Origin of the sequence: Phaeobacter italicus (assembly GCF_001258055.1) — a bacterium.
Lineage (GTDB): Bacteria > Pseudomonadota > Alphaproteobacteria > Rhodobacterales > Rhodobacteraceae > Phaeobacter > Phaeobacter italicus.
In genome coordinates this window covers 1-5,631 of sequence record NZ_CVRM01000023.1, presented here as the reverse complement: position 1 = coordinate 5,631, position 5,631 = coordinate 1, and the positions used below count along the sequence as shown (strand labels likewise).

At 56.3% G+C, this 5,631-nt stretch carries 3 protein-coding genes, 2 tRNA genes and 1 pseudogene; 2 read left to right on the top strand and 4 right to left on the bottom strand.

The window, feature by feature from the left end:
* Positions 1-55: 55 nt before the first annotated feature.
* Positions 56-403: pseudogene (locus tag NIT7645_RS11225) on the top strand (ATP-binding protein); the annotation flags it as partial.
* Between the two features lie 570 nt (positions 404-973).
* Here NIT7645_RS11225 and NIT7645_RS11215 read toward each other — a convergent pair.
* From NIT7645_RS11215 to NIT7645_RS11200, 3 genes are all read right to left on the bottom strand, one after another.
* The gene (locus NIT7645_RS11215; RefSeq protein ID WP_050687121.1) at positions 974-2,482 is read right to left on the bottom strand and encodes a Fic family protein; all 1,509 of its coding nucleotides are present in this window, start codon (positions 2,480-2,482) and stop codon (positions 974-976) included.
* Between the two features lie 1,044 nt (positions 2,483-3,526).
* Positions 3,527-3,613: transfer RNA gene (locus NIT7645_RS11205), tRNA-Leu, on the bottom strand.
* Between the two features lie 2 nt (positions 3,614-3,615).
* Positions 3,616-3,691, bottom strand: a tRNA-Ile gene (locus NIT7645_RS11200).
* 850 nt (positions 3,692-4,541) lie between these two features.
* Between NIT7645_RS11200 and NIT7645_RS11195 the strand changes: the two genes are divergently transcribed.
* Positions 4,542-5,144 carry a TetR/AcrR family transcriptional regulator gene (locus NIT7645_RS11195; protein WP_050687117.1) on the top strand — a complete coding sequence of 201 codons (603 nt, stop codon included), beginning with the start codon at positions 4,542-4,544 and terminating at the stop codon, positions 5,142-5,144.
* A gap of 189 nt (positions 5,145-5,333) precedes the next feature.
* Here the strand turns inward: NIT7645_RS11195 and NIT7645_RS19295 are convergent, their stop codons facing one another.
* Positions 5,334-5,588 carry an integrase core domain-containing protein gene (locus NIT7645_RS19295; RefSeq protein WP_074964386.1) on the bottom strand — a complete coding sequence of 85 codons (255 nt, stop codon included), beginning with the start codon at positions 5,586-5,588 and terminating at the stop codon, positions 5,334-5,336.
* Positions 5,589-5,631: the final 43 nt, after the last annotated feature.

The following is a 5,631-nucleotide window of genomic DNA, read 5'->3' as shown; positions in this document are numbered from 1 at the left end:
CTGACCGTCGCAAACAGAAAACGCGCCGCATGACCCCCATGTTTTGTCCACTCCCACCGCCGCAGCCATCGTACATGAGCTGATGGAGGCGCGAGACGAACGCCAGCTCCTGCGGCTTCAGAAACAATTGGTGAAGCAGAAGCTCTTGATCATCGACGAACTCGGCTTCGTGCCTCTCAGTAAGACCGGCGCCGAGTTGCTCTTCGAACTGATCTCCCAGAGGTACGAGCGCGGCTCCATCCTGATCACCTCGAACCTGCCGTTCGACGAATGGACGGAAAGCTTCGGATCAGAGCGCTTGACAGGCGCCTTGCTCGACCGCTTGACCCGCCATGTCAGTATCTTGGAGATGAACGGCGACAGCTATCGGCTGGCACAGAGCAAGGCTCGCCAAGACTCCTGAACCAAGCCTGGACTTGGTCCTAACGGACCAAGGCGCCTTGGCAACCGACAGCTATGTGGGGAGCGCGTTTGCCAAGGCGCCGGTCACGCCCAGACTGGCCGACTTTTGCTCCGCCACGTGGCTGGATTTTGCGCCGCCGTTGACAACCGCCTCAATTCCACCCCGCGCAAGTGCCTCGGCTACAAGACACCAGCAGAAGTCTTCGAAAGCAAGCTGATGGAAATTCAGAACCGTTTGGAATAAAACGACATATCAGAAGTTGCGCTTCAGCGTGAGTTCACACTGGCAACGCTACATCGATATCGCCGTTTTCGACCGTCCAGATCAACCCGCACCGCGGCACGGCGGGGACAATTGGGGCGGGCTGCCATTGCCTGGCGATGCGAGCTTGACCGCCTACAGGAGCGTCGGCAATGGTCACATCGGCTTCTTCCTGTCCGGCAAGGGGGCAGGGGAGGTCTACGCTCTCAGAGGATGATCTGCGTTCAGATACAGGGCTGACAGGCTTTTGCTTTAACGTTTTTAGCCCGGTCGTGCAGATCTAGATAGTCTGTGCTGGGGTGGAGGAATTCACTCGGAAGACCAGGCTGCTTCGTAGGCCTCTTCGATGAGGACGACTTCCTCTTCGGTTAGTGCCGAGAATTCCTTGCGCAAGGCGCGCCTGGATAGCTTGCCATTGCCTTGTTCCAGAAACCCTCGCAGCAGATCCACCATGCGTGCCGGCAAATCCAGTATCTCATCGACACTGGATTTGAACCGGTCATAGCGCTCGATGTAGTCGATTTCTTTGGGGAGATCCTGTTCAACCGTTTCTCTGACGCAATCGGCGACGAACTCGGCATGCATGGTGCTGTCGAAGAAGCGGTAAAATACCGCCGTGTCTGACAGGACCTTCACATTTCCTTGGGCAGTGGGCTTCCAGTCGATGAACTCCATCATCGGCCCCGACACGGACTTTAGGACTTCGCTGTATTCCTCGATGCGCCGGTAAACCACGACGCTGATCGGGAAGACCAGGCCCGCTGGATTGAACCCGCCACGGGCCAAGACATGGTGTAGCAGATACCGATGAAGACGACCGTTCCCATCCTCGAAGGGGTGGATATAGACAAAGCCGAACGACACCGCGGCCGCCACCACCATCGGATCAACGCCTCCCTTGAGAGCCCGGGCTTCATAGAGCGCAATTCCGTCCAATAGGTCTGCCAGATCCTCATGTCGGGCGCTGATATGCACCGGTTCCGGGATCTTTCCGTCACGGGTGTGACCACCAATAAATCCGCCCTCCTTTCGAACACCCATCTTCACGAAGCGCGCATCTTTCAAGACAATCTGTTGCAGGCGCTCAAGCTCGCCGTTCGATAGCTGATGGCTTCCTGCCTCTCCGATCGCACGCGCCCAGCGGGCGGCACGCTGGGGGCCAGGCTTCTCCTGCTCGATCGCAAAGGAGGCCTTGGAATCGTCCAGCAGCAAGAAGGCCGCGGCGCGCGACACGATATGTTGGGGCGCCTTTTCGGTGACCTCCCTTGCCCGAGCCGGCAATTGAAGCGCGATCAGTTGGTTGAGCCTCGAAGACCTCTGCACGAGCGGACAAAAGGCCGGAGTGCCAGGCAGGTTGTCGATGATTTTGTGGCGCACCGATCGCTCTCCGGAGTTTATGGTGAAATAGATGTCTGGATCGAGCGCTGGCTCATACTTCACCTTCCCCAGATCGGGCAGGTCCAGCTTTTCGTCCGTCAGCCATTCCCAGAAGAACCAAAGCCGACGCGCAAAGAGGCCAGTCGCTCCCGCCAAGGCCCGGGAGATTTCGGAAGAGTCCGCAACCCTGGTGGTCTCATGCATGACCCGCAGATCAATGCCTTCGTTCTTGATGGCAAACATAAGATGATCGAACATGGTCTCACCTGGCCATTGCTGCGATCGGAATATCTCCCACTCAGGCTCGGATCGTCGTTCGTGGCGGTCGGAGACAAGAGACAGGCGGCGTGGCATGGGCACGCGAAGGCCGAGCTCGCTGACCAGCCAGCCATATCCTGCAATCCGGCCTGGGCCGGGAAGCTTCCGTCCATAGAAATTCATCACCGGGCCTCGAAATCTGTCACCTTGTGGAGTAACGCTTAGATTTTCTTCACCTTCGTGGCAAGATCACCCGTGAAGAAAACCTTCACTGCATGTCGTTTTTCTTCACTACTTGTACCATTTTGTCGGATTTCTTCACTGCATCCGCCGCTTGGGCACCGAAAAGTTAACCGACGAGGCGCAAAATCCGGGCTGGTTTTTTATGTTCAGACGGCTTCGAGTTGAGCGATGTCGTGCCACGTAACCGGCTGCAACCACACAAACTTTACGGTGCCCCTTCTGTCCCTGTCGGTCTGCTTTGCTACGAAGTTCTTGTAGTGGAAGTAGGGCAGGGGGGAACTACTTTGCCGTTAGGGCGGCGTAGCGTGAGGACACAATCCAAGAAGTGGCCGCCTGAGGAATGCACACTACCCCAATGGGGAAAATGAAATGTGACGGTTCAATTTATGGTGGAGCTCGATCCGAGTTATCTAGCGGCTGGGCTGGTGATGGGTCTTGCAGTCGGGGGCGGCCTTTATGCCAGGCAGTCAAAAGAGAAGAGTGATCTTGCTGTCCAGGCGGAGAACAACTGCGCATCAAGGTTTGAAGAGGACAGGAGCTTAGGCGGATTTGGCTCTTTCGCTGTCGACCGCTGGGATAAAGATGGCCGGATCGTAGTCGAAGTCGGCTTTGACAAGATTGATAGTTCGTACAAGTCCAGGCTTTGTGTGTTCAACCCGAAAACCAGTAGGATGACGGCGCCTACCAACTTCGGCCGAGGCAGGTGGGAAAAAAGAGACAAGCCTATCCGAAGGTATCCTTTTTTTTAGTAACAAGTGTCGCCAGCACCAAAACGGGGCAGGCGGCAAATGTGAGGGGAAGTGTTCAGGATCCGCAATACCCTGACCACTAGGGCAAATGCCTCGAAGCGTGGAGGGGATTGCTGTCCTTACGGATGGCCTCGGAATGCTGAGGTATCAAAACTCGTAAGTGGGACTTTTAGTGGGGCCAGCGAAGGTGGTAGTCAGTCAAGATGATGATTTTATGTATTTTTCATGGAAAATATGGTGCCCGCGGCCGGACTCGAACCGGCACGGCCATGTGGCCAGGAGATTTTAAGTCTCCGGTGTCTACCTATTCCACCACGCGGGCTCTGGTGCGTGTGGAGGGATTTGAACCCCCAACCAAAGCGTTATGAGCGCTCTGCTCTAACCGTTGAGCTACACACGCAGATACTCGCGCAGGTTATGGTCAGGTAAGCCGGGCTGCAACAAGAAGCATGAATTTCGGTTCAATGAGCTATTTATGTTGCAGAACCAAGGTGAGATTACCTTCCGCAGCGCCACAGAAGCAACTGAGTATGTATCTTGAAGAGGGCCGACTGAATGACAGAGCACGAGCGGCAGGTTCTGCGTTTCATTTACGGGAGGGGGCTGGAGTTCAGTGTTCAACCAGATCGGATGCCTGCATCAATCAGGACTTTACTAGAGAACGGCTTAATTGAACGCGGCCGGGATCCTGCGGGTGATGCCGGTTCAACTGTTTATCGTGTCACGGCATGGGGGCGTACCTTGCTGGGCGTGGCCAATCAGGCCGTTCAGTAACTAGAGCACGTGCGCTGATGCCACCCGGGCCCCCGGGAGGCGGAGTGGTTGCCGCCACCGAGCTTGACTGTATTTTCTCACCTGAGGGCCGGTTTTTGAGAGTGACGAAATCCGCGCGAGTTGTGCGGATTGGATGCTTCAGTTGACAGGGCAGGGGAGCGGTGGGCGGTGTCAGCGCACCGTAGTCATCGCCGCCTGCCCAGCAATCCGGTTTCAAGACAAGGGGGATGGCGGTTGGGTTCGCGCTCGCTTGCCTGGAAGTCAGCAGCCCTGATCGCCAATGCGCGCTAGGCTGGGAAGCTGGTGCGTAGATTATTCGAGCTGTGAGAGGATTGCATTTACCCGGGGCCTTGTGGTGAGTGTACGCTGCTGGTGCTGGGGTAACAAACAAGGCATCATGGAAAAGACGTGGCCAAGTGTCCAGCCTGGCACTTGCCATCCCCTTAGGCTGTTGAGTTCGAGTGGACAGAAGCAATATGGTATTCAGAAAGCGGAAAGCCGTTCTGGATGGGGGCCGCACGGTTTTTTTTGCGCGCGGTTACGCTGGGGCGAGCATGGACGAGATTGCTGACGCCGCCGGTGTGTCCAAGGCCACCATCTATGCTTACCACGACAGCAAGGAAGCATTGTTCACGGCGATTGTTGAACGAGACTGCAAAAAACTGATGAGTGATGTTGAAGGAATCGTTTCCGATTGCGACGACATGCGGCTGACCCTGAATAAACTGGCTGCCCGCTTGATTAACTTTACGCTCGATGAAGACTTTCTGTCGCTTTACCGTATCTGCATTGCCGAAGCGCATCGCCAACCGAAGATCGCCCAAGCGTTCCATGCTGCGGGCCCCGGCTTCGCCCGCGGCCTTATTGAACGATACCTGGAACGACAAGCCCAAAGCGGGGTGCTTTTACTTGACTGCGCGGCTACAGCGGCAGAACAGTTCATTCAGCTCAGCTTTTCCGGCTTGATGGTGGACAGGCTGCTTGCCACCGCAGGCCAGTCCAGTGCCGCCGAGGCTGCAAAGCGCGCGGAACTGGCGGTGAACGCTTTTCTCGCCATTTATGCGCCAAGGCCAGGGTGACCGAAATTGGCAATACCAGTTGTTGAAGTTCTTATTCGCACGATATTTCACATCGGAGTGTGATGACTGAGACCGCAGAAGGGCGCTGGCCTTGCCGTCTGCTGGTGTGAGCTTTGGTGAGGTGCTTGTCAAATTAGCGATGCTGCCGTCGATGCGCCGGTAACGCTGCGAGTGTGTCCAGCCCCATTTCTATGGGCCATTTCGGCTTAGAGTTTCGGGCACTGGTGGGCGCATGTTGAGGGCCTGATGGGGTCGGGTGTGGTTGTATTGTCTGAGCCAGCAATTGATCACGATCTGTGCCTGCCTGGTGGTTGTGAACCATTCGGAATTGAGAACCTCGCGGCGGAGCGTTCCATTGAACCTTTCGTTGTACCCGTTCTCCCAGGGTGAACCCGGGTTGTCGCGTTGCCCTTTAATCTGAGACGCGCCGCTGGGAGTGGACAAAACATGGGGGTCATGCGGCGCGTTTTCTGTTTGCGACGGTCAG